The sequence below is a fragment of the Psychromonas sp. genome (genome assembly GCF_983033635.1).
The window spans coordinates 6,213-9,085 of record NZ_CEZLMY010000142.1 but is presented as its reverse complement, the minus strand read 5'-3'; the positions used below and the strand labels follow the sequence as shown (position 1 = coordinate 9,085).

Genomic DNA, 2,873 nt, shown 5'->3' with positions numbered 1-2,873 from the left:
GATTGCAACAACAGCTGTAAAACTTGATGGAGACCGTGCAGTTGTTCGTGTTCAGCAGACTAACCTGGGTCATCTGCTTTCTACTGCACAGACAAGTAAAGTTAGCGCTGATATTGGTGTTATGAACTCAGGCGGTGTACGTGCTGATATTGAAGCTGGTGATATTTCGTATAAAGATGTATTAACAGTGCAGCCGTTCGGCAACACTATCACGAAGAATACCATGACAGGTGCTGAGATCAGTGCATACTTAGGCGAAGTTGCTTCTTTCCAGATTGGCTCTGGTGCTTATGCACAATTAACTGGTGTTCAAATGAGTGTTGATTGTGAAGCTAAAACGGTAGCTATCACGGATATTAACGGTAAAGGTTATGATGCAGCTGCATCTTACAGCTTCACTGTACCAAGTTACAATGCTGCCGGTGGTGACGGATACCCTGCACTAACAAACTCTGTTATGACAGGTTATGTTGATGCGGAAGTACTGTATACATTCCTGAAAGCTAAGGGATCTATTGCCGCAGGTGAGTTTGCGCCTGTTGCTAGTGATGTTGTTTACAATAACTCTTTAAGTGCTGCGGGTTGTCAGCTTGAAGCTGCTGAATAAGCGCAGTTCACACTTAGGTACAATTTAGACTATAAAGGTAACCTTCGGGTTACCTTTTTTATTGCCGTCGTTAAACATGGCTATCTTCATTTTAACTTTGATTGTTGTATTTTTGTTTTGCGCCTTCCAATAAATTTATTCGCTTTTTAATTAGCTGGCAATATCAATACAGTGTAAATTTGAAGTCTGAAACTCAACGCGATTACGGCCAGTTTTTTTGGCTCTGTACATCGCCAGGTCAGCCGATGTAAACATGCTTTTAATACTGTTTTTACCTTCCAGTTGATACTGCGACACGCCAAAACTACAGGTAATACAGCGATGGTAGGTTAGGGGAGTCGCTGCTATATGTTTTTGCAGGTTAGTGGCAAGTGCCACAGCATTTTGCAAATTTGTTTCAGGGCATAATATAATGAACTCTTCTCCCCCCCAGCGAGCGATATGATCTGTTTCTCTAACAAAAGTCGTGACCAGTTTAGCCAACTCACGAAGTACATTATCGCCTTCTTCGTGCCCATAGGTATCGTTTAACTGTTTGAAAAAATCAATATCAAACATTATCAGTGAGCAGTCAGAATTATGCTGACTTTGTATTTTCTGTAATATTTCTCGCGTTCCTGCTCTATTGGATAATCCAGTTAGAGAATCTGTTTTAGCTAAGAGTTCAAATTCATTTTTTTGAATACTCAGGAAGTTATTTAATTCTTCAAGTTTAATATTTTGAATGCGTTTTAGTTTTAATTGCTCTGACAATTGGTAAACTCGGTAGCCTGCGTGTACTGATATAGTCGCTATCCAGCTAAGAAATAAAAACCAATATAGTGTGTTAGCCGCCAGCCATTTTCCCGTAAACTGTGCTTTTTTTAACAGAATATCGACACTGCGTGTTTTGTTACTATCGCCAGTGGCGATGCTTAAACTTATAACATTGTTTAGATTGGTTTCGGCAGCGGGACCTGTCGCTTTATTTTGTAATATCCACCAAGAAGGCACAGAAAAATCGCGTAAAGGCAAGCGGTAAAAAGAGCGGCCTGGAGCAGGCAGTATTGTTTTCATATTGCTCTTATTACTGTAGTTGCTCTTTGAGTTGCTGGAGTTAATCTCGCTGTTAATCAGATATACAAGGACAGTATCTTGCACGCTAGATTTGTGATCTAACCATAGTAATAAATGGTCGAACTGCCTCAGGTCTTCACCCTTTTGGCTACTTGTGCCAAGTGTTACTTCTAAGTTGCAAAAAGCAAATGTATTTGATGGTTTGGTTTCACAGTGCAGCTTTGTGCCATCCCTGCTTTGGGTTAGGGTACTTTCAGATCGCCCGCCATTGATATAATCGCCCCGAGCGAATATTTGAATATCGGAATTGGGGTATACATCTATTACTTTGTTCATCCCCCACTGTTGCCATAATATAAGAGCCAAGGAGATAGCCGCGATTGAGAAGTAAATGCGTTCAAATTTAAGGGACGTTTCTGAAACTGTTTTTTTTGCCGTTGGTTTACGCATTATTTCCCCATACACATAGCCGTATTGGTTTGTTCTTAAATATAAGCTGAATGCACTTTCAACTTTTTGGCTTTTATTGCAATGTAAGCGCTTTCATTTATATCATCAATCAAGAACGCTTCAAGCGTTACAGTTAGCAATATGATCTTAACAGCGTTATTTGCGAGCAACGTCACAAGTTAACTTGTCAAACAATGAACTATTTCGGGAAGCCTTAGCAGGTCAACATTGACAGAAAATTGCACCGTAAAAAGGCCTGGCAGCTAAAGATTTTACACTAACAATTCTGATAATTAAGTGAGTTGACAGGGGAGGGTTGTCTGTTTTTTCGTCAAAGTATTAGAAATCGTATTTAAAGGTTTGAAAAAAGCGGAATCAAAATAGCTTCCGCTTTGAGCAAAACGTTGAACTTGTTCTTAGTGTTTAAATTGCAAATTTAGCGACGCTTCCGTCCATACTTTCAGAAAGTGATTTTACGTTCAGACTTTCAGTTCGAGTTTGCTCACTTGCTTGTCCCGTTTCGACGGAAATATCACTAATACTGACCATAGCACGGGCTACCTCTTCTGAAACCGCTGCTTGCTCAGTAGTGGCCGATGCAATTTGTCCGGTCATATCATTGATTTGTGATACATGTTTAACGACTAATTTTAAATTTTCATCGGTTTTTGCGGCGGCTTCAATTGTCTGTTTAGCGGCTTCTTTACCCGCTGACATACTTTCTGCAGCTGTTTGCGATAAGCCCTGTAATTTTTCAATA

Annotated in this window: 2 protein-coding genes and 1 pseudogene; 1 reads left to right on the top strand and 2 read right to left on the bottom strand. The window is 40.1% G+C overall.

Annotated elements, in window-relative coordinates:
- Positions 1-607 (top strand): 5'-nucleotidase C-terminal domain-containing protein (locus AC4GME_RS14700; RefSeq protein ID WP_490379652.1); only part of this gene is annotated, 607 nt, incomplete at its 5' end.
- A gap of 150 nt (positions 608-757) precedes the next feature.
- Here the strand turns inward: AC4GME_RS14700 and AC4GME_RS14695 are convergent.
- Both AC4GME_RS14695 and AC4GME_RS14690 read right to left on the bottom strand, forming a co-directional pair.
- Positions 758-2,113 carry a GGDEF domain-containing protein gene (locus AC4GME_RS14695; RefSeq protein ID WP_490376500.1) on the bottom strand — a complete coding sequence of 452 codons (1,356 nt, stop codon included), beginning with the start codon at positions 2,111-2,113 and terminating at the stop codon, positions 758-760.
- Positions 2,114-2,536: 423 nt separating this feature from the next.
- A pseudogene (locus AC4GME_RS14690) lies at positions 2,537-2,873 on the bottom strand (hypothetical protein); the annotation flags it as partial.

Excerpts from the sequence above, each read along its gene's own strand:
- AC4GME_RS14695 (WP_490376500.1), bottom strand. The coding sequence starts at position 2,113 with ATGCGTAAACCAACGGCAAAAAAAACAGTTTCAGAAACGTCCCTTAAA.